Source organism: Brevibacillus sp. AG (genome assembly GCF_028369215.1).
Lineage (GTDB): Bacteria > Bacillota > Bacilli > Brevibacillales > Brevibacillaceae > Brevibacillus > Brevibacillus porteri.
Map to the genome: position 1 here is coordinate 195404 of NZ_JAQMYO010000005.1, position 25563 is coordinate 220966.

A 25563-nucleotide genomic window follows, 5' to 3' on the forward strand; every position below is an offset into this window, starting at 1 on the left:
ACGGGACAAAGCAGAGCCTTCCTTCTTCAGGAAAACTCTGCCAATGCCCCACTATTTGTTTACTTATTTCAGTTGTTTCGCAAAATCCAACAGCCTATCAGCGTTCTTTTCGCTACCTTCCAGCATGTGAATCTGTCCATCCTGCTGCCACATCAAATGTGTATTGTATTCACCTGTGATCAGTATTCCGTTTTGACCATTCACTTTTACTTCCTTCATCTTGCTCTCGCCGTCTGCCATGTATGGCACAGGGAGGGTATGCTGCCAGTCTTCGATGCTAATCATCTGCTTTTTCACTTGATCCGGTATGAACGGCAGGGCCAAGAGTGTCTCGCGAAGCTGTGCCAGATCAACTCCCTCTGGAGCAGTTAGCTCAGGTGCGTCCACGACAGAGTAGCCATAGCTTTCTTTTCCTGCGGTCATCCAGACGTTCTGCATCTGTGGGATCTTCAAGGAGAATCGTTTGCCACTCAGCTTTTCATCAAAGCGCGCCTCTACCTGCAATTGCCCCAGTAGCTTGTTTGCACGATCGGCATCGATTTCCATGTGCATGGTGTAAGGGGAATTGACGTTTACGCTATCCACCGTGACATCCTGCGGCAGCTGTGGCAGCTTCACGCCTGCCTTTTCAGCGGATTCCTTGTTGTTGTAATAGTAGCTTCTTTGCTCAAGTTTCTCTTGATCATTTTCATCAATCCAGATTTTTCCGATCCCATTCAGTTCCATCTCGCCCACATTGCCGTTTGCGATCCATTGTTCTAGCTCTCGCAAATCCTCTTGCGTCACTTTGACAAACTCTACTTTATCCATGCGGAAAATGGACAGAAAATCGTTCGCTGCTGCTTGTACTTGGGGGAAAGACAGGGACACAGCCAATACTGCTGCTGCCGAAGCGCCTGTCATCCATCTTTTTGTTTGCTTGTTCATCTGATTCCAGCTCCTTCTGATTGTTGCTCGATTGGTTATCATTTGTCGTTCTTGTGCATATGTGTCAGTCGTTTTCTCGATGGATTGCGAAAATCGCTGCCACGCTGCTTCCGTATTAACCTTCACATCGTTTTTCTCGGAAAAAGCATGCTCCATCTTCTCACGCGTCCAGTTATCCAACTCGGACAATTCGTCCAGCTGTGTACGGCAGGTTTCACAGTAGTCCAGATGAAGCAGGAATTGCTCACTTTCTTTTGAGCTGCATTCACCGTCCAAGAACGCCTGGATAAAGCCTGTATCAGCACATTTCATTCCTCTTCCCCCCTCATCCGGCCATAGATGGTACGAAATTTACTTTTCGCTCTCGCAAGGAGTGTCCCCACCGAGCTGATCTGCGTGCCAGTCGCTTTAGCCAACTCCGCATAAGGAAATCCGGAATACTTCATGACCAGCAAGGTTCGTTCCCGCTCGTCTAGCTCCTCTAGCACATCGCGGACGATACTCTGGGACTCTTTTGCAAGCCACATCTCTTCTGTAGAAGGGCTGACATGCTCTTGCTCGGATGCACTTCGCTCTTGTCTTGCGTACCTGCGTTTTTCTGAACGAAGATAGTTGTACGCTGCGTAGAGCGCGGACTTGGACAGCCATGCCGGGATATGTTCGATCACCGAGCGATCCGTATGGTAAAAGGAGAGAAATACATCCTGTGCAATATCTTCTGCCGTTTGTTGCTCTTTCACAATTCGCATGATCTGTCTGACCACAAACGGATAATAGGTTGTAAACATTTCTTGAAAGGAATCTGCTTGATCCTCTACTCGAGCATGGTTCATCACCAGGTTTGCTTGCACCTCCACTGGATTCCTCCTTCCTGCGTGCGCCATTGACGAATGCCTCTACTGCTTCGTTAATCTAATAGAAACCGCCAAGGCGATTTTTGTGACAGGAAGAATGAAAATTATTTTTCATCTAAAAATAGATCGGGCTTCTCCAGGAAACGGCGCGTCAATTGATAGTGCTCCGTATCGCGATAATTCACCTCTTGTACCGGCGATTCGTCAAAATTGAGGATAGTCGCTCCCGGATAGCCCAATAGAATCGGCGAGTGCGACGCAATGATAAATTGTGCTCCTTCTTCCACCAAATCGCGCATCAAGTACAAAAAAGCGATTTGACGCTTCGGTGAAAGAGCAGCCTCGGGCTCATCCAGCAGGTAGATGCCCCTGCCGTTGAAGCGATTGGCAAACAGTGAGAAAAAAGATTCTCCGTGTGATTGCTCATGCAGCGAGCGTCCGCCGTAATGTTGATAGCTTTTCGGGCCCATCTCATCGATATGGCTGGCAAACTGATAGAAGCTCTCCGCTCGCAGGAAAAAGCCATTCGTTATTTTGGGCAACCAGGAAAGGCGTATGTAGTCACCCAGAATCGCCTCCGAGCGATGCACCTCATAAAAGTTGTGACGCGATCCTCCAGCCGTGTTAAAACCGCATTGATAGGCAATTGATTCCAATAAGGTCGATTTGCCCGAGCCATTCTCTCCTACAAAAAAAGTGACACTGCTCGCAAGCTCGATCTCTTCCAGCTTGCGCAAGGAGGGCAGGTGAAACGGATATTCTTTCGCGTTGGGAAATTTTTCTCGCAGCAGCTTGATCGTTCGTAAATAAACCATTTTTACCTCCACTCTCATTATTTTCCCGACTCACGCCGATACATCCTTATAAGGGCGCCTTTTTAAACGCTCATTTATTTGGGGGAGAAGTATCCGTGGACAAGGTTTCCTTTCTTCAGGAAAAAAGTACATTTCATATGAAATATCCGGATCAGAGCGACCTCGCCTTTTACCGGTGGTATACGACTCAGTATCCAACCGAAGCCATCGGCTGGTTTCACCTTGGCCAAGAACGGGAGGCACAAGGAAATACAGAACAGGCTCTCGAAGCGTACAGGCGTGGTCTGGTATCCAAGCAAGGCTCGTACTACACCGAGACCCGTGATGCTTATCAACGACTACTGCGGGATAGACAACGCAATACGTTGGGACATCGAACACGTTTACTCTTGGCGTCACTCTTGTTTCTCTATTTTCAATTCGCTTTTTCACCAGGACCGTTGAGAGATGCGTCAACCAAGACAACGCCACAGGCTGCCAAACAGCCCGTACCGACAACTGCACAAACGCAGCCACATGTTGAGATCATCGCAGTTCCTCCAACACTCAGTGCCCGTGAGCTATCTGAGCAGGTCCGGCGCTATGTAGAGTCACGTCGTCCTGCTCTTACGCAGCCTTTTACAGTGATGGTTGTCCCAGAAGTGCCTGGTTCGCCGTTGTTTCGTCCCTTGCTGTTTTATCAGCCACGCGAAGTCCGAGGCATCTTGCGTTACAATCCGACGAGTCGGACTGTTCTCAGTGAAAAATGGTGGGAGAAACCTGTGCAGTTGGAACGAGAACCGACACTTGCCACAGGTAAGACAGAACTCACGGATGAGCAGCTAACCCTCCAGCATGTACTGATCTTGCGAAACGCCTTGTATCGCTATTATCAGCAAACGGGTACGTTGCCTGCCCAGCTGTCTGATCTGGCTGGCGCTTATCCAGGCAATTATTTGCCGCAAATTCCAGTACCACCAAAGAGACTTTTGCTCAAAAGCTATCCGTATCATCCCAAAGCTTTCTTGCCAGAGTCCGCATGGGACAGCTTGCGCAATGTGCTGCCGCTTCCCGGCTATCCGGAGCCAGTGGCGCCTTTCGAACCGTTACAGCTTCACTTGACTACCTCGACACATACGATGAAGCTCATCAGCGGTTCCCATCTGGTACGCAGCTATCCCGTAGCCATAGGCAAAAACGGTTCTACACCCGAAGGCTACTATACCATTCAACAAAAAATCAATCAGCCCCGCGGACATGACAATATTTATGGAACGAGGGGCATGGTCTTTCAGGAGAACGGGTATGCCATCCACGGGACAAACCATCCCGAGAGCATCGGCTCATCTGTTTCGCTCGGATGTGTTCGCTTGTACAATGCCGCTGTCGAGGAGCTGTACAGCTTTGTTTCATTAGGGACAGAATTCATTATCTCCAATGCCCCGTCCTCTGCCCAGCCTTGGAGCAACCCTGTTCCATTCGTTCTCCCGGCTGGCCCTGAGGAAGAGACACCACAAGTCATTTACAATTGGCTCCATTGATTCTTTAGGCTACGTAAAGAAAAGACGTACGGAACGCTATCCCGTTACGCGCTGATTTTTACCAGACGTTTATTAGACGAAAAAAGCCCTTCTATCCCATCTAAAAAAGGGGGAGAAAGGGCTTTTTTCGTTTGATTGGGGGATTACTCTGCGTTTACGATAACTCTGTACGGAATCGTCGTGTTGTTCGTGTTGTAGACTAACAAATAATATTTCCCTGGTTTTGCCTCAAATTCTCCAGTCAATTTCTTACCTGCGTTTTCGGGGTAGGCCAGATACGTATCGAGATCATCTTCATGGAACACCACCCAGTTTAAGCCTTCGTCCTTCTCGCTACTTACCGTAACTTGAACGATCCCTTCCTCTTTAACCTGAATGAGGTACGTGTCCTTGTCATCTGTACGATCGGTTTGACCACTTATCTCTTCGCCCAATCGTAGCACATTAGCCTCATCGAATGAATTGTTTGGCTCCGTTTCGGATGGTTCTGATTCTTCTTCTGGCAATTCAGCGGTTACTTTGTATGGAATGGTTTCACCGTTAAAGTTGTACACGGACAAATAATAGGTACCCGGAGATGCTTCAAACTCACCAGAGAGCTTTTTTCCTGAGGTATTGGGGTAAGCGACATATTGATTCAGATCATCCTCGTGGTGAACGACCCAGTTCAAACCAGAATCATGCTCACTCGATACGTTGATTTTCACTGTTCCGTTGCCCAATACTTTCAAAGCAAAAATGTCCTTGTCGTCTTGTTTGCTTGTTTGACCACTCAATTCCACATTGCTTTTCAACAGATTTGCCTCTGAAAAGCTGTTGTTTGGCTCTTGTTCCTTTTCTCCAATTTCTCCACCCTGCTCCTCGATCGTGATGCTCATCGATTTCGCAGTAACCGCTCCTTTGTCATCCGTTACTCGCAGTTTCACGGTATATTCTCCCTTATTTTCGTAGACATGCGTAGGATTGGCATCACTGCTGCTTGTGCCATCTCCAAATTCCCACAGATAGGATACGATGCTACCATCCGGATCGGAGCTTCCGTTACTGCTGAATGCAACCTCCTCGTTTACGGCTGCTTTTGACGGACCGTTCATGACAATAACAGGCGGCTGATTCTCCCCATCTCCTTGTTCTGGAAGTACCCCGTGGAAGGTGACATCATATTCAAACTGATTGGACGCATTTACTCTGTAGTTGGTAAAGTAGGCGGTTACGGTTTTGTAGCCGTTCCATGGATGGGAAGTAAGTGTGGTTAGAAACTCGTCTGTGATGCGACTCATCGTTTCCCAGTCTTTCTTCTCCCCTTCTGCCTGCGTACCCGTGTACGTCCCTGTTAACGTAAAGGTTTGGAAGAACCCTGAATCGTGCCTTTTGTTAGACACATTTTGCAATCCGGTGACATCTTCAATTTCCTGGAAGATTTCCGCACTTGCTTTTGGGGCCGGCGTTACCAGATAATCATCCGACACCAGCGGCACGGTCAGATCAGGATAGCTGTCTACCAACGATTCCATGGTACGGTGGTAATCCCGATTTAGCTCTGAATCATTGCTAAGCGTGCGGATTAACTGGTCATAACCGTCAACGTTATTGGCCTCTATGTAGTCCATGATATCATCGAGCTTGTTCCAGTCCTCTTTCATCATGTGATACTGCAAGGCGTATGAATACGTATAAAAGTCCCACGAGCCATAGCGTGCGTGCAAGGTTTGAGACGCCGTGTACCAATTTTTTTGTCCAAAGCGAATCAGATTGTTGACCATGGATTTTCGAGGCAGAATACCTGTTGTTCGCGTGGAGCCTGCAAAGAGTTCCGCCCCTCCTTCTTCAAACCACGACAGTCTCTCGTCTCTGTAAATCGGGCCTTCATTCCACAGACCAGGTATAGCGTAGCGCCCTTGCAAATAGTGCGTGAACTCATGACGGAACAATTCTTCTAGTGTGTACGTACTCTGCTGCGGTGTTCGTTCGTAAGTGAAGAAAGTTCCTCTCCCTTCGATATACATCCCCCCGTTGTCTGTTTCATAGCCATACAGGGGGTTGTTCATCTTGTACTCTGAAGGACTATTGTAAAGGACGATGGTCAAAATATCGTCGGGGTTCCCTTCTTCCATCGGTTCATCTCGTCCTGCCATCCGATGAAACTGAGCTTTTACCTCTTTTGCCGCCCAATATAACCGTTTCACTTTTTCTTCTGTGACATCTCCACCTGTTTTCATGACGATGCTTCCGTCATCAAACGCATATTCTTTGGGCAGATATTTTTCGATGGCATCCTCACGAATCTTGTTAAACTGGATGTCCCTTCCCTGCGCATCTTTTCCGCCATAGACCGTCTGGATCAGCTTCGCTACCTGCATATACTGTAGTCCCACATACGGATAAAGCACTAACGCTTCTGTGAGGACCTCGTTACCCTTATTCGGATTGGAATGGTATTCTCCCAAATAAGCACTGTGATAAAAACCATTGTCGAGGACCCATTCTTTCGCTTCATCTGTATCGCCATGCAAGGCGAGATTTCCCAACTCGTTCAGATACGTATCTATTTTGCCGTAAAACTCCTGTTGCTTGGTTGATTCATCCACTCTCCACATCAGAATATAGCTAAACTGGCTCATGATACGGAAAACAGCATCACCCGCACTCCGCTGCGTAATGAAAGTATCCATTTGTTCTTCGTATTGACGGATGATCGGTGCAGCTTTCTCCACGAGGGAAGCGCTTACAAAAGTGTTTCCGATAAGTCCACCAAATGCACCTACTACCTCATTTTGAGCATCTGTCCCTAATTTGAAATTCGGATTGTCTGCAATGGCTTGCAAAGCAGGGAACACTTTTTGATGCTCGCTTCTCTGATTGAGATAGGATAATTCCTGATGGTAGTAGCCGAGGTAATATCCAGAGCGAAGCACCTCAACCAAGGTGTCAATTCCTTTGGAATCGCTGCTGGAGTATTGTGTGCCTCTGACTTGCAATGCGTCAATGATGGCTTGAACGCGCTGACGATCGTTGTAAAAGGCATACGAATCGGGGGTAAAATCAAATAATTCAGGAATCTGCTCCCAGTTGATCGTCACCAGTACATTGACCAATTCGTCGTAGCTGAGCTTGTTCAAATCGGACATCGCGTACTTTTCGACATTTGCCTTCATGCTCCGTTGCTGTTCGTTAGAAGGCTCTTGCTCCTCTACATTCCAGGTCGGCTCCACTGGATGCGGATATTCTCCTGCTTCGTCACTGGATTGATGCTGAAACGAGGTGATCGGGTCCAGCTTTCTCTCCACATATTTTCCAGAAGGCGGAACGTTTTGACTCCCATCCCTACCGATCGTACTTGCATAATCGTTGACTGCCAAGGCCTGGACAGGACTACCAACCGTCCCCAATAGAAATGATGTCGAGAGAAGGACACCAGCCATCATGCGAGTAGTGTGTACCGTGTCACGCTTTTTCTTCATGAATGAGCAAACCTCCTTTGAATGGTAACCGTATTTTTGTTTGTTGCGAGGAAACTGTATTTTGTTTTGTGCAGATTCACCTTCTCTCCATTTGGAACGCAATAACATACACGCTGTTAATATTGCAATTATGGTGCCAATACATATAACAGAAAAGAAGAGTGAGTGTGTATACATTTTTTTACATAAATTCATAAACATGTATGTATTATTGGACACCGTTACTATGAAAAGCGAACTTTGCTTTGTACACGCAAAAAAGCGCGTTCCCGGAAGTGGGAACGCGCCATGTTTTACTTTCACATCTATTTTTCTTCTTCCAATTCTCTCATCGATTCTTCTTGCTCTTCTTCTGGGTTCCAATAATCGAGCACTTTTCCTTGCAGAACTTTGCCTTGAATGAATTCTACCTGCTGCTCACTGAAATCCTCTGTCCACTCAATACCCAATTGTTCAGCTAGACGTACGACGGTCAGCAATTCTGACCAAGCCACGTAACGTTTGTACCAGAAGAACTGTGGCTGTTCGTTCATGTATGGGTAAAGATCATCGAAATCGGTGTGTTTACAGTCAAGAGCTCGCTCAAAATTCACCTTGGTTTGGCGTAACTGTTCTTTGAAAAATGTGGGTAGATCTCTTTGTGCGTAGCCAGACATGGACTGTCCCCCCTGTCTCCCGATTTATTGGTATTGTACCACGCGAAAGAACCTGTGCAAATAGTCGAATCGGTTTTGAATCGTTCTTGCTGGGCTAATCTTTAGCCGTTTGATGCATCTGGGAACTGGTTCTGCCCCTCCTCTTGTGGAGGTGGCGGTAATTGGATTTCGTTGGAGGAACCATTTGTCTGACTAGGTTCTGGATTCACGATATCCGGTGGAACCTCACCTGTTCCCGGATTTGGCGATTGCCCACCATCTCCATTATTTGTATGCTCACCAGTTCCTCCGGTACCTTGGTCAGGTGGAATTTCACCATTGCCATTTTCCGTACCACCCGGATTTTGTCCCTGATCGTTACCTTCCTCGTTATGACCTGGATCTTGATTAATCAGATTCTCCAGCTTCTTGGAGTTGATCGGGACTTCTTTTGATGGTGTCCCTTCCTCACCTTGCGCATTTCTCGGAACAACTTGATAACGATATTGTCTTGGACTATCCAGCACATCTACGAACGAGGTTTCCTTCATACCCGCAGAGATGAGTTGTCTTTCGCCGTTTTCACTAATGCGGTACAAATCGTACGTACCACCTTCAGCTCCGCCAATCCAGCTAAGCACTACCTTCAATTGGTTATTATCCAATGTCATGTCTGCAGCCAATTGGATTTCCGGTTCAACTTCCTCTTGTTTATGTTGTACGACGCCTTCTGGTCGAACGAAGTCCGATGACGGCACACCTTTTAAGGCTGTTCCCAACACTTTGGAGAACATTTGCGCCGTCATGCTACTTCCTTGGTGCATCAAATGCTGTTTGTCCTCCGGATCGAAGCCCATCCAGACTGCACCGACGTATTCCGGTGTATATCCGACGAACCAAGCATCCTTGTTTGCTTTGCTGTCGCCTGCTATCGATTGGGTCGTACCGGTTTTACCTGCAACATGGCGGCCAGAGATACGCGCTGCCTTCCCTGTGCCTTCCTGAACCGCTTTCTCCAGCATAGTGTGAATCTCCCACGCTGCTTCAGGCTTCAGTGCCTCAGATTGTTTTGGCTGGTATTCTCGGACGACACCCTCATCCTTGTTCTCAACCTTGGCGATCGAGTGCGCCTCGGACACTACCCCTGCATTCACAAAAGGTGTATATGCCTGAGCCATTTCCAGCGGGGACGTACCTACACTCAAGCCCCCGAGGGCAATTGCCAGGTTTCGATCGTTCGGAGTCAGCTCAATGCCGACTTTCTTGAGGTATTCCAAACTTGCTGGTACGCCAATTTCATTTAATAACCATACTGGCGGGATATTCGCAGAGTCGATCATCGCCCGGCTCATGCTCACCGTTTCCGTGTATCGGTTATTGTAGTTGCGCGGCTCGTAGCCATTGAAGCTCTGCCTTTTGTTGCTCAGTTGCGAGTTCGCGTTCCATTTGTTGATATCTTTATTGACTGCTGGAGCGAACACCGCGATCGGCTTAAAGCTGGAGCCCGGTTGACGCTTCATGTCTGTCGCAAAGTTAAAGCCTTTTGCCGCATAGTTGCGTCCGCCCACCATCCCGGCAATTCCGCCCGTTTTCGCGTCGATGACAATCATCGATGATTCTACACCGCGCTTGGCGCCGTCTTTCGGGAAGTTTTTGGCGTTGGCATATTCCTCTACCATGGCATCCTGTACTTTCGGATCGAAGGTCGTGTAAATGTTCCAGCCTCCGCGGTACAGTTCTTCTTCTGTCACGCCAAACGTAGCTTCGGATTCTTCCACCATATGGTCAAAAAACGCACGATAGCCTTTTTTCAAGCTCGCACCCGCCACTTCATGCGGTTCGGTCGGCAACGCCTCTGCTTGCGCTGCCTCTTTTTGCTCATCGGTAATGATTCCTTGCTCATACATCAGACGAATAACGGTGTCTCGACGCAGTTTCGCTTTTTCCGGATTGTTAAAAGGTGAATAAGTGGTCGGTGCTTTTGGAATGGCCGCCAGCATCGCTGCTTCCGCAACGGTAAACTTGTCATCGCTTACCGACTTGCCGAAGTAATACTGGGCAGCATCCTCTACCCCAAATTCCCCTTCGCCCAAATAAACGCGGTTCAAGTACATCTCTAAAATTTGATCCTTCGAATATTTGCGCTCCAAGCCAATCGCGATACTCATTTCTTTTGTTTTACGCCAGAACGTTTGGTCTAGGGTGAGAAAGACGTTTCTTGCCAGCTGTTGGGTAATGGTACTTCCCCCTTCAGCTAACGATCCTTTTTTGATGTCATTGACGATGGCGCCACCGATCCGGACCATATCGACGCCTTTGTGTTCATAAAAGCGCTTATCCTCTACGGCGAGGAAAGCATCGATCAGAGTCTTTGGCATTTCATTAATCGGTTTGTATATACGGTTCTTCTGACGAATCAGACTCGTCATTTCTTTCCCGTTTTTGTCGTAAATGACAGTTGGTTCTGCTTTTAAGTCCTGTAGCTTTTGTACGTTTTGCTCAATCATCCGATCTCCCGCATACAACAGGGCGAAGTAGCCCCCAATTACACTAAGGAAAAGGAATATTGCAAACGATACGGCAATCATCAGCAAGTTGTTCTTTTTCTTCCTGACTTTCTTCTTGGCCTTTGCTGCCATTATTTACCTCCTGGTCTTCTCTCTCTCCCCCACATCTTATATAGACGGTCCCATTTCAAAAAAGTTTCTGTTTTGGGTTGTAGTCTATCATTCCATACAAAATTCCGTTTGTCACTGGAAAAGCCTATCTCCTGAAACAGAAGATAGGCTTTTCCTATAGGTTAACGATTATTTCAGCAGTTTTTCTGCTTCAGCCACAACGTTTTCTACCGTGAAGCCGTATTCCTTCATGATGCGCTCACCTGGTGCAGATGCGCCAAACTGATCGATTGCGATGACCGTACCGCTATCACCAGCGTAACGCTCCCAACCCATTGGAGAGCCCATTTCTACCGCCACGCGTGCTTTTACAGCCGGTGGAATTACAGCGTCGCGATACTCTTTCGGTTGACGCTCGAACAGGTTCCAGCTCGGCATGGAAACAACGCGTGTTTCAATACCTTCCGCGAGGAGTTGTTCACGCGCCTGCATCACGAGGGATACCTCAGAACCAGTTGCCAACAGGATGAGCTGCGGGTTGCCGCTTGGCGCGTCTGCGAGAACATACGCACCTTTGCTCACGCCTTCTGACGCTTTCTCAACGGTCTCAGGCAGGACTGGAAGGTTTTGACGAGTCAGCACCAGTACAACTGGCTCATCTGTGCGGGATACAGCATATTTCCAAGCCTCGTTCGTTTCTACTGCATCAGACGGACGAAGAATGGTCAAGCCTGGCATCGCACGCAAGGAAGCGAGCTGCTCAATCGGCTCATGCGTCGGTCCGTCTTCACCTACTGCGATCGAGTCATGTGTAAATACGTACACAACTGGCTGCTTCATCAGTGCAGAGAGGCGAATCGCCGGACGCACGTAGTCGGAGAATACGAAGAACGTACCGCCGTATACTTTTACACCACCGTGGAGAGCCATACCGTTGAGGGCTGCACCCATTGCGAATTCGCGAACACCAAACCAAATGTTGCGGCCATCGTAAGAGCCTGGCAGGAAGTTGCCCGCTTCTTTAATCACCGTGTTGTTGGAATGTGCCAAGTCAGCAGATCCGCCCAGGAAGAACGGAACGCTGTTTGCCAATGCATTGATCGCATTACCGGAAGCAACGCGTGTCGCCAGCTTCGCGCCAACTTCGTACGTCGGCATATGGTTGTCCCAACCAGCAGGCAGATGACCTTCTTGTGCAGTCGTAAATTGCAGCGCCAGTTCCGGATACGCTTTTGCATAAGCAGCAAACTGGTCGCGCCAAGCAGCTTCTGCTTTTTCTCCAGCATCAGCCAAGCCTGCAAAGAAGTCAGTCACTTCTTGTGGTACGTGGAACTCACTTTCATGGTGCCACTCGTAGTTTGCTTTTGTCAGCTTCACTTCGTCTTTTCCAAGCGGAGCGCCGTGAGAAGAGCTGGAGCCGCCTTTGTTCGGGCTTCCGTATCCAATGACGGTTTTTACTTCGATCAAGGTAGGACGATCCAAATCTTTTTTCGCTTCTGCGATAGCCGCGTCAATAGCAGCCAGATCATTGCCGTCTTCTACGCGAATGTATTGCCAACCATACGCTTGGTAGCGATCCGCTACGTTTTCAGAGAAGGAACGGGAAAGCTCCCCATCCAGAGAGATATCGTTCGAATCGTAGAGCACGATCATTTTGCCCAGTTTCAGGTGAGCAGCCAGAGAAGAAGCCTCGCTGGATACACCCTCCATCAGGTCACCATCGCCGCAGATTACGTATGTGTAATGGTCAACGATGTCAAAATTGTCGCGGTTGTAAACAGCTGCCATGTGCTTTTCAGCCATCGCCATACCGACAGCCATCGCGATCCCTTGTCCCAGAGGACCCGTTGTCGCGTCAACACCCGCCGTGTGTCCAAACTCAGGGTGACCAGGCGTTTTGCTGCCCCATTGACGGAAGTTATGTAGGTCTTCCAGTGAAACATCGTATTTCATCAAATGCAACATCGAGTATAATAGCATAGAGCCATGTCCTGCTGAGAGGACAAAACGGTCACGGTCAATCCATTTTGGATTGCTCGGATTTACTTTCATAAAGCGGCTCCACAGTACATGTGCCATAGGGGCTGCCCCCATCGGCATTCCCGGGTGACCGGAATTCGCCTTCTCGATGGCATCAATCGCCAACGTGCGGATGGTATTAATGGATAGCTGATCAACAGACGTATGCTGAGTCATCTCGCAAAATCCTCCCTGCGTTTTCTAGAAATAACTACCGAGTATCGGGTAAAAACACACTGTGCCATTATAGCATAGTTCCCATTTAGAATCATGTTCGCTTTGCATGAATAAAGGAGGTCTTTTTCAATGAATTGGCTTTATCTTATAATCGGAATCGTCCTGGGTGCTGCTGGAATTATTATGCTGCTTATGGGCTTGACCAGCTCACCTATATTGAAAAAAAACAGACTGGAACGCCGTAGACAGGCTGCCGAGAATCATCGCCCGGAAGAATATCATTAATAGAGGAGAATTCGCATGCAGATAGAGCGCTTCGCGATGCAGGTAGCCGTTCACCTTTTCCTAGTGAAGGGTGCGCAAGTCCTGTTATTACGCCGCTACAATACCGGCTACGAAGACGGCAATTATAGTGTTCCCGCTGGACATCTGGATGGGAAAGAAGAAGTGAAGACAGCCGCGATCCGCGAGGCAAAAGAAGAATGCGGAATTGACATCGATCCAGCGAGCTTGGAGATGGTAGGCGTCATGCATCGTCGCTCCAATGATGAGCGCATCGATTTTTTTGTCGCTGCCACAAAATGGCGCGGAGAAATTATCAATGCCGAGCCGAATAAATGCGATGAGCTCGTATGGGCGGACATGGATAAATTACCCCCGAACGTCATTCCTTATGTGAGACAAGCTCTCTCGAACTTTAGACGAAAGCAGTGGTTTGACAGCTTTGGCTGGGAGCCTGCATTCGAGTTGAAGAAGTAATAAAAAGCAACCAATCCGCCAAAAGCATTGTGCTCGCATTGGCAGTTGGTTGCTTTTTTACATTATCCTTCGCTTATTTGTAACAGAAGGTGAACCGCCTTGTTCCAACGAGTACGCAGTCTTTTCCTCACCGCTTCGTCCATCTGCGGCTCATAGCGACGCCCTACCTTCATTCGCGCTTCCAAGTCTTTCACCGACCACCAACCGCACTCTTCCCCGAGTAGAAACGCAATCCCCATCGCTGTTGTTTCATTGATCTGGGGCACCTCAATCGGAACACCCAGCAGGTCTGCCTGAAACTGCATCAAATACGGATTGTCCGTCAAGCCGCCATCTACACGCAAGAGTGAAATCTTTTGTGCGACTGCCTGTTCCATTGTGACAAACACATCCGCTACACGGTGAGCGATCCCTTCCAGCATCGCTTTTGCCATCAGCGGTCGGTCAGTATGCTGGGAGAGTCCGAGAAACACCCCTCTCGCCTCCGAGTTCCAGTATGGCGTGCCGATCCCATTCAATGCCGGGATAAATAAAAGATTGGTTGGGGCTTCTCCTTTGTGCAGTTCTTCATACCACTGCTCCGACCATCGTTGCAGCTCGTCTATATCCTGATACAGCCCAAGCTGCTCCTTGCCCCATTCGACAGCAGACCCCGCCGCATAAATCGCTCCATCCAGCGCATAAGTATGCTTGGCCCCGCGTTTCCAGACAAGCGTCGTCAAGAGTCCGCTCTCTTTCGTAGCAGGCGGTTCGTTTCCCACGTTCATATAAGCGAAGCAGCCCGTGCCATACGTGCATTTGGACATACCCGGCTCTATGCAGAGATGACCGTAAAGGGCGGCTGGTTGATCCACCTGGCTGACGAGAATCGGTGCTTGAATGCCGCAAAATGTAACCGGATCTGTACGGCCAAACGAGCCAACTGTTGGACGAACCTGCGGTAACCAGTCTTCCTCTATCTCCAAATACCGCAATATTTCCTCATCCCAATTCCCCTGCCGATGAGCAAACAACAGCGTTCGGGCAGCGGTGGAAGCATCGGTTACATACGAGGCACCTCCTGTCATCTGCCAGATCAGCCAAGAGTCAAGCGTGCTGCAATAAGCCTGCCGCTGTCGGATCTTTTCTTGCACCAGAGGCACTTCCTCCATCATCCATCTAATCTTAGTCGCAGAAAAATACGGGTCAATCAAAAGTCCGGTTTTCTCAGCTACCTTCTGTGCCCACACACCATCCGCCTTCCAACGCTCGGCGATTTGATCGGAGCGGCGGCACGACCAGACGACAGCCGGATAAAGCGGCTCTCCGCTGACCGAATCCCAGAAGACGACCGTTTCTCCCTGATTAGCTAAGCCTACCGCTTCCACCTGCTCAGGTTCGATACGTCCCTTGAGCAGCACGTCAGCGACACCCATCAAGACCTTTTCCCATATCTCCTCCGGGTTATGCTCCACCCATCCGGATTGTAGATAATATTGCGTGTGCTTCTGATAGCTTTCGGCAGCAACCCTTCCAAGGTGATTTACCAGTAGCACCTTGGTCCCAGTTGTTCCCTGATCGATCGACAGCAAATACTTCTCCATACAGCAGACTCCTTTTTCATTATTCTAGGCTGAATGATCTTCTTTCTCTTCATCAAATCGGAATGTTCTGTCTTTAATACCGATACGGCCCTCCATAATCCCTTTGCGGAACAGCAGATGATACAAAATGACGCCAACAGCCAGCAAGGTAGCTGCGACGATCGCTACGCTATGGAAATTTTTCGGAATGGTCAAGATGCCAATTTCAAAGATCAACCAAGCGATAGCAAGGAAAGTGAGCGGTGTGCGCCACTTGCCCAGGTCAAAGTACTTCGATTTGGGCAGTTCCTTGCGTTTCCAAGCATAAGCAGCAATCGTTGTCAGATAGAGAAGGGCAGGTAGAACCGAGGTGGCCCCTACCAGAAGGGTTAGGGAATCTGCGAATAACACAGCGAGAATGCCTAGCACTAAAACGAGTAAAACTGCGTTTGTTGGTACGGAAGTCTGGGGTGATACCTTCTTGAAGATGGAGGAAGCGAAGAATACATTGTCGCGTGACAACGCATAGATGAGTCGGGAAGCGGAAGCCATGATGATCAAGCCGCACGCGAAGATGGAGATGAGGCAAAGCACCAAAAAGAAGCTGGATACAGCAGAGCCAAGACTTGTTTGCAAAATGTACGGAATCGGATTCGCTACACCGAGCACGGCCGGTAGATCCGTGATGGCAACTGAAATGACGATCAACAGCAAGAAACCGATCATACCACTTAGTAATACGGATAAAATCATGGCACGAGGAACCGTTTTCTTTGCATTGATCGTCTCCTCAGAGAGATTTGCAGCAGCCTCGAAACCTACTAATGTAAAGGAACCCATCAGGGCAGCCATGATAAAAGCGCCTAGGTATGAACCGTCCGATTGAGTCGCAGCGGTACCGATATCGGTCAGCATGCTCCAATTTGCCCCGTTGTACATCACCACTGCCCCCAGCACCACAACGATCCCAACCATACCGATCACTTCGGTGTATACCGCGATATCATTAATACGAGTAGCCAGTTTCACTCCATAAATGTTTAATAAAGCTTGTACGACCAGTGTACCAATCACGATCCAGACCAGCGTCTTTGCGCCTGAATCCCAGCCAAACATCTCGGCAATGATGGGCGCCAGCGCATAGTCAACGGTTGGAACCACGATAACGAGAAAGCAAAAGGCAATCCAGCCAGCAAACCAACCAAGCCCCGGGTTAGCAAGACGTGTCACCCATTGATAGGAATAACCGCTCAATGGAATGCGTCCAGCCAGCTCTGCAAAAATAATGGCAACTAACAAATGCCCAATGGTTACAATCGGCCAGGTCCAGATACCAGCCGGCCCTGCCGTACTAAGCACAAATCCATAATTACTAAAAATGCCTGTGGTAATGGAAATGAAAGAAAACGCGACGGCAAACGAACTGAACAGTTTTAATGTCCGTCTCAATTCTTGCTTATAATGATACGTTTGCATATCTTGCGAATCATTTGCTTGTACCGATTGTTTCACCATTGATTGCCTCCCTCACCATTTGCTTTACACGGATGTCTTAGCAACGATGACTTGCAATCCTTCCTGAGCGAGTCGCCCAGCAAGAGATTGGGGTAGTTCCTCATCTGTAATGACTACGTCGATGTCGGATAGCTCTGCCACCCTCATAAAAGCGGTTACATTTATTTTGGAATGATCAATCAGTGCATATGTTTCTTTGGCGTTTGTAAGCATCAGCTGCCTGATGTCTGACTCGCCCACATGGTAATCCGTAAAACCAGTTTCTGCTGCCAATCCCCCCACACCAATAAACGCTTTGTCTACAAACAAACCCTCGAGGCTTTTCCTTGCGATCGGACCGGACATGGCTAGATCCCCTGCGCGCAATTCACCCCCACTCATGATCACCTTCGCATCCGGGTGATGAGATAGTTCCAATGCCACCAGTAGCGCATTGGTTATCACCGTAATTCCTTTTTTATGGTAAAGGTGTTTGGCGAACAATTGTGTCGTCGTGCCCAAATCAATATAGATCGCGTCGCCGTCCTCCACCAAGGAGGCAGCGGCGACCGCAATCGCCTCCTTCTCCGCCAAGTTTAATCCACTACGCTTGGCATAAGGAGGTTCCACGTTGGTTTTATTCAGAATAGCGCCACCATGCACCTTCTTGAGTAGTCCCTGCTGCTCCATTTCATACAAATCACGCCTGATTGTTTCGCGCGTCACCGTTAATCGGCTGCATAGCTCCGCAATACGAACGGATTGATTTTCTTGTAGCATTTGCAGGATCAACTGCTGTCTTTCTTCTTGTAGCATGGATGATCACCATCTTCTCTTAATTGTAAATCTCCTGACTAGACTGGAACAGGGTCTGGACGTTCGTCGCAAATTCTTCTGCCTTTTTCTTCACAGTCCCTTTCATTAGTATATCTCCTAATGATGCCAGTCGTCCTGTCATTTGCAAATCCATCTCATATTGCACCCGTGTGGTTCCCGGCTGTTCCTCTTTTAGCTGAAGGTACAATTGATTGCGGAACAATCCTGCCAACGCTACCGGTTGACCAGTCATCTCCACTTGCAGGGCTTCTCCATCTACCGCTTCTTTTAATTCCCCCGTGACGCGGAATTGAATCGTCATAAACTGTATTTTCACTTCCATGTTCGCTTCATAACGGGTGGGGCTACTCATTTTTACTTCTTTGCAGCCTGGTACGCAGCCTGACAGCTTTTCAACATCCATAAAGACGGACCATACATCCGCTTTGCTTGCCTGAATGGTAAACGAGTCGGATAGCTTCATCATGAACTCTCCCTTCTGATGATCGCTTTAAAAGAGGTGCTTGGCTGTTTCTTTAGCCAATTCCATCGAATTGGTGTGATCATCGTCGCCAAGGCAGGTACAGCTCCCTGCTGCATAAATATCTGGCAAATTCGTTTTCCCCGTGGCATCTACGATAATGGCATCGTGTTGATCACGCTCGATTGGCGCTCCTTTCAAGAAAAACGTGCAGGGCACCCGACCTTTTGCAAAAATGAGCGTATCGCACGCCACTTCGTTTATCTCATCCGTCATCCGATTTCGCAGCTGTACTCCTTCTACACGGGACAATCCCTTGATAGAGGTAAGCTCCCAATCTGATTCAGCATATTTGACTAGATTGCTCGTCTCTTTTTCCAGAAGGACCGCTGTACTGCGAGAGATTCTGCCATTCTCGATCAACACAATCTTGCGGCCCGGCTGATATCCTCGCTCGATCAACTGCATCGCCATCATCGGCGTCATGACTCCTGCTGGACGTGTCCCCGGAATTTTGTGCGCCTCACGCGGTTTTTCCAGCGAGCCTGAGGCGATCAGTACCTTTTTTGCCTCAATAGAATAGGTGCCCATCGGCGATTGGACGTACAACTGGTGCAGTTGACCGCTTGCCCCTGGGAAAAAACCGACGACAGTTGATTGTTCGTGAATCTCGTAGGGAAGGGACGCGGCTTTTTCCAGCAGTTCCCGTTCTGGAGCAAACTCATCAGAGCTCCAATACGGTAAGGTGAAGCCACCTCTTCTCTTCTGGTAATCGATCATCAGAACAGAGCTGACTCCTCTTTCCCACGCTGAAAGGGCTGCTGTCAATCCCGAGATTCCTGCTCCAATGATCACCAATTCATACATCATGCCTGCTTCTCTCCTTGTGCTACAGCTAGATAGGAGTTTCTTACTCCTTTTAAAGGCTGCTTCCCGGTGTGTTCAGGATAGGTCTCGGCCATAACATCGATGATTTTGGGAATACAGCAGTTTCCTTGGCATTCTCCTAAGGTGGCGCCCGTCCGTCGCTTCACTCCATCAATGGTCTGTGGGGTGAGTGGACGCTTTAAGGAATTGACGATCTCACTCCGGGTAATGGAGCGGCACAGACAAATGATTTCTCCTGTTTCCTGCTCTTCTGAAAAAAGATCCGGCAGGGCATGCTGTGCCTGTTCGTTTGTTTGCAGCTCAAGCCCGGCTTTCTGGAGAGTTGCCGCTACCAGCTCTGCTATGCCAGGCGAAGCAGAGAGTCCAGTGGAACGAATCCCGGCGGCATGAATCATGCGTGGCTGTACAGCGGATGGACGGATGACAAAATCTCCTTCGCTGCAAACTGCCCTGACTCCGGCAAACTGACGAATCGTAGAGAACTGCCGAGAGTCGGGAACCAGCTTCTCACAGCCTGCCAGTACCGATTCCATGCCGGCATGAGAGGTGGAACGATCCCATTTGTCCTCTTGATCCTCCGCCGTTGGCCCAAGTAGAAAACCGCCGAACACGACTGGTGAAACCAACACGCCCTTGGAGGTTTTCGTAGGAACAGGCAGGATGATCGAGGAGATGGATATCGCCTCTTCGGTCAGGATAAACTGGCCTTTACGCGGTGAAATCGAGAAGCTCTCATCTCCCACCATCCGGGCAATTTCATCGGACCATAATCCGGCAGCATTCACCGCATATCGGGTCGTGACCGTTTCACCATTTTCCAGCGTAAGGCGCAAGTCCTCTCCATCCGGTACTGTCTCGATGTCGGAGACGCCTTGCCCAAGAACAACCTCCGCACCGTTTAGCACTGCTATCTCTCCGAAGGCTCTGGTGGCCCAGAATGGATCGCAGATCGCTTCACCTGGCACTGCCAATCCGCCTGTTACCTCGGCTGTCACAGCGGGATTCATCTCGAGAATCTCCTCAGCAGACATCCAGTGAACATCTACGTCATTCGCCTTTGCATTGGGAACATAGGTGGTTTCGATTATCTGCTTTTCTTCTTCGTTTGTCGCCACCATTACGGCGCCACATGGAATGAAGGGGATTCTCAGATTCTCAACCAATATCGGCCATAAGCTACGGGAGCGGCGAAGGCACTCTGCCTCAACCGTGCCTGGCTTTGCATCAAACCCGGTATGAACAATCCCACTGTTCGCCTTGCTTGTCCCTTCACAAACGTCAGGCTGCTTCTCGATTAAAAGCAGTTTCAGTTGATAAAACGAAAGGGCGCGTAATATGGCTGTACCGACTACTCCACCACCAATCACCACAACGTCGTACTTATGGTTTTGCATTCTGTTCCACCAACCTCGGATTTTTGTTTGCAAAACATTGCTTTTGTTTGCTTTATTTCGTATTCATTATATTCTGACTTGTATTTTTCTGTCAATAAACGAACTGCTCCCATCGTATGATAGCAGCAGCTCATCATTTTGCATTTTTTTGCAAACAGTGGTTAGATTGTGAAACGGTTGATCATTTGTTGTAATTCCTTTGCCATCTGGTTTAATTGCTCTGCGGATGTAGAGAGCTGGTTCATCGAGATGCGCTGTTCTTCCGTTGAAGCAGCCACATTCGATGCACTTGCGGCAGATTCCTTTGCAATGGAAGACAACTGCAAAATGGATGCGGTCACCTGTTCCGTAGCTGCTGACATTTGCTCTGCAACCGAGGAAATTTCCTGAATCTGATCCGCTACATCCTGGGTAGAATCCATGATTCGGCGGAATGCTTCCCCTGTTTCATGGGCGATCTGGATTCCCGTTTCAACCTCGCGTGTTCCTTCATCCATAGCTTGTACCGCTGACGTCGTTTCCCGCTGGATTTCGGTAATCAGGTTGGCAATTTGGTTGGCCGAGTCGTTGGATTGCTCTGCCAGCTTGCGCACTTCATCCGCTACCACAGCGAAACCTCTGCCCTGTTCACCTGCACGAGCAGCTTCTATCGCCGCATTGAGTGCCAACAGGTTCGTCTGGGATGCGATGCTTGCGATTACTTCCACGATCTGTGAGATTTCTGCTGAGCGGCTATCCAGCGAACGAACGACATCGGCAGAATGGCTTACGGATCGATTAATCGAATCCATCTGTCCTGACACCTTTTCTACGGATTGGTTGCCTGCCACCGCTTCGTTTGCCATATGTTTCGATGATTCGGCCATCGTGGAGGAGGCTTCGGCAATCCGCTGAATACCGATCGCCATCTCTTCCATAGCCCGCGCACTTTCTTCGGCACTATGCTGTTGATTCTCCGTGCCGGTTGCTACTTCTTGGAACGACGAGGCCACCTGGCCAAAGGCAAGTCTTGCTTCATGAGCCTTCTTTGTGGAGGTTTCCGAGACTGTTCCTACTTGACCGGTATAGCCGCTAATATTTTTCATCATTCCATGCAGATCTTCAATGAATGCATTCACTGCAGTCGCTACGTCGCCAATCTCATCCTTTCTCCGGATTGGGATCGTCTGGGTTAAATCCTTTTTTTCCACCAAATTAACGATGCCTGCTTTCAGTTGCAGCAGTGGACGTGCTACCTGACGATTAATGAACCAGTACAAGAACACGAGGAAAATGCTGATGGAGACACCAAAAATAATCAGACTGATGTAAAGATATTGGGTAATCGGCCCATTAATCTCTGCTGCGGGCATGACAGTAGCTAGCGTCATGCCCGTTTCCCCGATTGGAGCGAAGGTGACGTATTGCTTTTGCCCACCTATGGTAGCCTGGATCATCCCCGTTGCGGTTGCTTCGGTAATGTTTTGGGCAATGTCCTTAAGCCCCGTCTCAGACTCGTCCGTCATTTTCACTTGCAAGTTCTTTTGTGCATCGCGATGGGAAACGTAAATGCCCGATTTGGAAACGATAAAACCGTAACCTGTTTCGCCAACCTTCAGATTTTCGACGCTTTTGTTAAGCTCCGTAAGTCCGATATCCAATGTCGTCGTACCGCTGATCTTGCCTCCCACTTTAATGGGCGCAATGGCTGTAACCATAGGAACTTTGGAAATCGGATCGGCATATGGCTCAGTCCACACATATGGTTTGTCAACCATCCCCGCTTTGTACCAATCCTGCGCAAGATAATCATAGCTACCGTCGCTGTAAGCCGGATCGAGCTCTACTTTGTCGTTATTGCGGATAGCGTACCTGCCGTACAGCTTTTGCGAGCTGTCGAAGCTGTATGGCTCCATCCAAAATCCACCGCCCACAATCAACGGCTCAGACGCTACGACATCGACCAGCGTCCCTTCGAGATGCTTGATGGTTTCCTTCGAGCCATGAGAGACAGAATAAGTGAGTGTTTCCGAGAGCTTGCCTGTCTTGTCCAGCATACCATTCAGATAAGCCGCCTCTTTGGCTACCTGCATTTGTAGCTTTGCTTCTACTTCATTCGAGATAATTTGCTCAAACTGGAGAAAACCAAACACTAGCTGAAGAATAAAAATACCGATGGTGATGGCAGCCAAAATGGTTACCAGCACATTTTTTATGCTCCTCATGCAAAAGCCTCCAATCACACAAATTGAAAAAATGGAAATTCATGACACGACGACATTTGGTAATCTACCCCACTATTACCATATGTAAACTTCTTTTTTTACAAACTTTTAAAAACGTCAGAACATAAAGAAAATAAATCTACCTAACAAAAAGGCGCCTGCCATCCGAAAAGTTCGTGGATAGTAGACGCCATACTCTAGGAATTCGTATCGATTACGAAACAGGTGGTTGCTTATTCGTTCGAGGTTCTTTCATTCCACCAAGACGCTGCAACTGGCGAATCATGAGGAACGAAAACCCTGCGAAACAAACGATCGTCAACGTAATTTTGCTATAATGATAAACTCCCGCAACCATTATTTCCAGTTGATCGGAGAACCAATAGCCTGCGACAAAGTAATGCAAGGTCCAAACGATACTGCTCGGCAAAAAGAATAGAAGGAACTGCCGAAACGGCATTCGGCTGCCACCGGCGAGAATAGGCACGATATGACGAATAATCGGAAGAAAGATACCAAAAACAAGTAGCCAGCCCATTGACCCGCGCAATGCCGACAGGAAATCAGCACGCAAGCCCAGATTCCGGACCATCCAGCTAAATGCCTTCGCTCCCAGTAAGTACCCCGCGTAAGAAACAAGGAAAAAAACGGGGTATATGACCGCAAATGCTGTAAAAAAGTCCGCTCCTGTATTGGCAATCTGCGCCCCCACGGTCATGACCGTAATCTCATCAGGAATGAATTTTCCCAGCATGCCTGTAACCATCTCCCAGAATAGCTCGTAATACCCTGTAAACTCCACCTGTGCCGCCTCCTTTCTCTCTGCACTCTATCCTAACGGGTAAACCTTTCAAAAGAAGACAGAATTCCTTAAGAAATGAATAAGGATTTCTGAAGAATTTCTTACGAAGTGCGCAAAAAAGCTCATTCCTCCTTTGTGTTTAAAGTAGAATGAGCTTTGAAAATGAATCATGCTTGGTTGTCAAGTTTTTTGTTTGGTTTGGATTGTATTGTACGATCTAGCTATTAAAATTGGAAACTGGTCTGCACAAGCACTTATTCGTACACAATAAACACTCTATTTCCACTTTGAATTGCTTGCTCTAAAAAGATAATAATATCCATTGTAATAGCCGGGAGCACTGGAATAATATTACTTGATTCATTTTCTGTAACTTTCTTAACATCAAATGATTTAAACAATTGTACTGCTTTTTCAACATTTGTGATTTCCCAAGGACTTTCTTCATACCATCCTTCATGAACGTAATATTCATGTAATATTCCATCTTGAACGGGAGCCTGTTGGACCAAGCAATCTAGCAATGATTCAAAATACCCATTCCAAAGTTTGAGCACTTGCACTTCATTTGATTTTTCATACATAAAGATTATCTCAGGCTCTCCTTCAAATCCAACATAATATAAATCATTTATCGCTTCTGATTTCATAATATTACTCCTTCCAATGACCTTGATCTAATATTCTTACTTGTTCAGGTGTAGCGGTTCCCGCTTTTCTAGCAGCTATTGCTTCATACCATTTGTACCCTTCCACCCATTCATTTTCTCCAGTTTTGTAAAATGACTTTGGTTTTTGTCCTCCACTACCAGGTATAGTTCTCTGAATTACCCAGGTGTTTCCTTGATCAACCGGCGCTCCAGAGGTTCTTGTATGCCACCGGACTTCATACTTATATGTCCCGTCATTCCACTTGTAAGTTATTTGTTCATAGCCATCGTTCATTGACTTTGCTTTCATATTTGCATTTTCAGGTATTTCGATCGGTGCATTCTTCCTATACTCTTTTGCTATATTCAGTTGTTGCTCTTCACCCATCTCGGAAAATTTAGTATTCTTATTAATATCACCCTTCCTCTTATTTACATTCGCTAACCCATCCCATAAATCCTCAGCATTTTTACTTCTTCCCACCGTAAGTGCCGCAAAAACAATCCCACCGACTGCATCTGCATCGGCGAGGTTTAGCTGATCATCCCGCAACGTATCCAAGTCTTCCTGTATTGGCTTAACATAGCTTTCTTGCACAAACAGATTTACACCCTTAGGTAAATCCTCTGCCGCCTTTTGCAAACCTTTCGGCAAATCATTTGCGGCTTTCTCCAAAGCTCCTGGCAGCTCACTTGCCGCTTTTTGCATTGCAGCAGGAACATCTCCCAGCTTTGATATTCCTTTGACGAAGTTGTCCCACATGGTTGGCTTTTCCTGTGGCTTCTCGCAAGCAGGTCCTTGTCCAAAACCGACATCTGAAGGTCCACTGTTTGCTGACGACTGATTCCCTATCGTTACACCACCTAAATCCTGCCCATCATCTTCAATCTTGATCAGTCCGCAATGGAAACACATATTCGTGGATTTGTTCAGCAATGCGGGGTGTCCACCGACCACTTTATCCGGCTTGCCATCTATCCATGGCATGGTCATCACAGGTGTGCACGGCATCGGTGTTAGTACACCGTTATTTGCTGCGGTAGCAGAAGCGACAGCGGGATTCTTCAAGTTGCTGCACTTTCCAAATGGCATGATATTAATGTTGGGAACAAAGTCCATGATGTTCATTTGCGGCTTCCCTTTTACAAAAACACCATGACTGAACGGCATTTTCAGCCGACTTAACTGACTTCCGCTGCTGCATGATAAAATGGCACCAACAACCACATAACTCTTACGTTCCGCATTCGATTTCTGGACGGAGATACCTTCAATATTGGGCATACAGTCTCCTCCTCTCTGTAAGGGTCCTATACAGATGGAAGATGCTTGTGCTAAGAGATGACGACCGAAATCCAATCTATATATAAATAAGGAAATAATGCCCACATAATAGATATCGGAAACTGGACTAATCAGAAAAAATAGGTAGAAAGTTGCGAAATTACATTTCACTAACGGGTATCGAAAATAAAAAAACGTGCTT

The 25563-nt window shown here is 48.0% G+C and carries 19 protein-coding genes and 1 pseudogene; 3 read left to right on the plus strand and 17 right to left on the minus strand.

Annotated elements, in window-relative coordinates; translation table 11 throughout:
* Positions 1–63 precede the first annotated feature (63 nt).
* The 3 genes from POF51_RS14820 to POF51_RS14830 form a co-directional block, all read right to left on the minus strand.
* On the minus strand, positions 64–1239 hold the full coding sequence (locus tag POF51_RS14820) for an anti-sigma factor family protein (protein WP_069847777.1): 1176 nt from the start codon (positions 1237–1239) through the stop codon (positions 64–66).
* On the minus strand, positions 1236–1784 hold the full coding sequence (locus POF51_RS14825; protein WP_083261639.1) for an RNA polymerase sigma factor SigX: 549 nt from the start codon (positions 1782–1784) through the stop codon (positions 1236–1238). The genes POF51_RS14820 and POF51_RS14825 overlap by 4 nt, the downstream gene beginning before the upstream one ends.
* 101 nt (positions 1785–1885) lie before the next feature.
* Positions 1886–2596 (minus strand): AAA family ATPase, encoded by a 711-nt coding sequence (locus POF51_RS14830; protein ID WP_069847779.1) that lies wholly within the window; start codon positions 2594–2596, stop codon positions 1886–1888.
* 95 nt (positions 2597–2691) lie between these two features.
* Between POF51_RS14830 and POF51_RS14835 the strand changes: the two genes are divergently transcribed.
* Entirely contained in the window at positions 2692–4116 is a 1425-nt protein-coding gene (locus POF51_RS14835; RefSeq protein WP_069847781.1) for a L,D-transpeptidase family protein, read from the plus strand.
* A gap of 143 nt (positions 4117–4259) precedes the next feature.
* Here the strand turns inward: POF51_RS14835 and POF51_RS14840 are convergent, their stop codons facing one another.
* From POF51_RS14840 to tkt, 4 genes are all read right to left on the minus strand, one after another.
* Positions 4260–7577 (minus strand): collagenase, encoded by a 3318-nt coding sequence (locus tag POF51_RS14840; RefSeq protein ID WP_271755661.1) that lies wholly within the window; start codon positions 7575–7577, stop codon positions 4260–4262.
* Positions 7578–7882: 305 nt separating this feature from the next.
* On the minus strand, positions 7883–8233 hold the full coding sequence (locus POF51_RS14845) for a hypothetical protein (RefSeq protein WP_007721499.1): 351 nt from the start codon (positions 8231–8233) through the stop codon (positions 7883–7885).
* 101 nt (positions 8234–8334) lie between these two features.
* Positions 8335–10851, minus strand: coding sequence for a PBP1A family penicillin-binding protein (locus POF51_RS14850; protein ID WP_069847785.1), 2517 nt, complete (start codon positions 10849–10851; stop codon positions 8335–8337).
* 168 nt (positions 10852–11019) lie between these two features.
* Positions 11020–13026, minus strand: a complete 2007-nt coding sequence (tkt, locus tag POF51_RS14855) for a transketolase (RefSeq protein ID WP_069847787.1) — start codon at positions 13024–13026, stop codon at positions 11020–11022.
* A 129-nt stretch (positions 13027–13155) separates the two neighbouring features.
* Between tkt and POF51_RS14860 the strand changes: the two genes are divergently transcribed.
* A complete protein-coding gene (locus tag POF51_RS14860) occupies positions 13156–13311 on the plus strand; it encodes a hypothetical protein (protein WP_167403233.1) in 156 nt (51 codons plus the stop codon).
* Between the two features lie 15 nt (positions 13312–13326).
* Positions 13327–13785, plus strand: coding sequence for an NUDIX hydrolase (locus tag POF51_RS14865; protein ID WP_069847789.1), 459 nt, complete (start codon positions 13327–13329; stop codon positions 13783–13785).
* 62 nt (positions 13786–13847) lie between these two features.
* On the opposite strand, the gene POF51_RS14870 is transcribed toward POF51_RS14865, so the two are convergent.
* The 10 genes and pseudogenes from POF51_RS14870 to POF51_RS32115 form a co-directional block, all read right to left on the minus strand.
* Positions 13848–15368, minus strand: a complete 1521-nt coding sequence (locus POF51_RS14870; RefSeq protein ID WP_069847791.1) for an FGGY family carbohydrate kinase — start codon at positions 15366–15368, stop codon at positions 13848–13850.
* Positions 15369–15392: 24 nt separating this feature from the next.
* On the minus strand, positions 15393–16862 hold the full coding sequence (locus tag POF51_RS14875) for an amino acid permease (RefSeq protein ID WP_069847793.1): 1470 nt from the start codon (positions 16860–16862) through the stop codon (positions 15393–15395).
* Between the two features lie 24 nt (positions 16863–16886).
* Complete coding sequence (locus POF51_RS14880) at positions 16887–17657, minus strand: DeoR/GlpR family DNA-binding transcription regulator (protein WP_017250589.1); 771 nt, start codon at positions 17655–17657, stop codon at positions 16887–16889.
* 19 nt (positions 17658–17676) lie between these two features.
* Complete coding sequence (locus POF51_RS14885; protein ID WP_244521748.1) at positions 17677–18144, minus strand: CoxG family protein; 468 nt, start codon at positions 18142–18144, stop codon at positions 17677–17679.
* A gap of 24 nt (positions 18145–18168) precedes the next feature.
* Entirely contained in the window at positions 18169–19008 is an 840-nt protein-coding gene (locus POF51_RS14890; RefSeq protein WP_069847796.1) for an NAD(P)/FAD-dependent oxidoreductase, read from the minus strand.
* Positions 19005–20420 (minus strand): NAD(P)/FAD-dependent oxidoreductase, encoded by a 1416-nt coding sequence (locus POF51_RS14895; RefSeq protein WP_069847798.1) that lies wholly within the window; start codon positions 20418–20420, stop codon positions 19005–19007. The genes POF51_RS14890 and POF51_RS14895 overlap by 4 nt, the downstream gene beginning before the upstream one ends.
* Before the next feature lie 161 nt (positions 20421–20581).
* Entirely contained in the window at positions 20582–22624 is a 2043-nt protein-coding gene (locus POF51_RS14900) for a methyl-accepting chemotaxis protein (protein ID WP_069847800.1), read from the minus strand.
* 214 nt (positions 22625–22838) lie between these two features.
* Positions 22839–23426 carry a DedA family protein gene (locus tag POF51_RS14905; protein ID WP_069847802.1) on the minus strand — a complete coding sequence of 196 codons (588 nt, stop codon included), beginning with the start codon at positions 23424–23426 and terminating at the stop codon, positions 22839–22841.
* A 254-nt stretch (positions 23427–23680) separates the two neighbouring features.
* A complete protein-coding gene (locus POF51_RS14910) occupies positions 23681–24076 on the minus strand; it encodes a hypothetical protein (protein WP_069847804.1) in 396 nt (131 codons plus the stop codon).
* An 865-nt stretch (positions 24077–24941) separates the two neighbouring features.
* Positions 24942–25361 (minus strand): annotated as a pseudogene (locus POF51_RS32115) (DUF4280 domain-containing protein); the annotation flags it as partial.
* Positions 25362–25563: the final 202 nt, after the last annotated feature.